The sequence below is a fragment of the Phaeodactylibacter xiamenensis genome (assembly GCF_000759025.1).
Classification (GTDB): Bacteria; Bacteroidota; Bacteroidia; order Chitinophagales; family Saprospiraceae; genus Phaeodactylibacter; species Phaeodactylibacter xiamenensis.
In genome coordinates this window covers 1-696 of record NZ_JPOS01000158.1, presented here as the reverse complement: position 1 = coordinate 696, position 696 = coordinate 1, and the positions used below count along the sequence as shown (strand labels likewise).

The 696-nt window shown below is 55.9% G+C and carries 1 protein-coding gene; it reads right to left on the bottom strand.

The features are described 5' to 3' along the window. A partial coding sequence (locus tag IX84_RS33700; protein ID WP_044230443.1) for a hypothetical protein occupies positions 1 to 696 on the bottom strand: 696 nt, incomplete at both ends.

The following is a 696-nucleotide window of genomic DNA, read 5'->3' as shown; positions in this document are numbered from 1 at the left end:
ACGAAATTGAAGAAGTCGTTGGCGCCATCCCGGTTAGGGGTAAAGGTATTGGGCACAGCAACGATAATTTCCATAAAATTCCCTTGCACGGTGGCGAAATAGGAACAGCCATCTGGCGTGGTGATTTCCACCTGGAAAGTATGTACCCCGCTAGGGAAGATTTGCGTCTGAATGGTATCGAGCCCAAGCCCGCTAGCCAGTGGCGAAGCCGTAGTGGAATCCTGGTAAAGGACCGTCCATGTAAAGTTCAGCTGGCTGGGGTCGAAGGGAGAACCGTAGTTGACGCCTAAGATGATCGAGTCCCCTTCAAAGAGGTCTCCAGGTACTTCCTGAATGATCTCTGCGCCGGTCGGGAACACGCCGTCGCCTACCTCAATAAGTACAGAGTCGGTAATGGTGGTACAGCCGCCGCCGCTTTCGTAAACGAGGGTGTAGAGGGTGGAATCCTCCGGCATAACCGTGATGCTGTCCCCGGTGTAGGCAGAGCCATCGCTGCCGGTCCAGGTGAAGGTCTCCTCGCTGCTGCCGCCCACAGCCTGAGCAATGATGCTGGTAGAGCTGCCCGGGCAAATGAAGAAGTCTTCGGGCAGGATGTCCAGCAGGATGTTGCCAATGACTTCCACCGTAACGGAGCCCACAAAGTCATCGCACACCCCATTGCTTGCTGTCAGGGTGTAGGTCGCGGTCTCCGTAGGG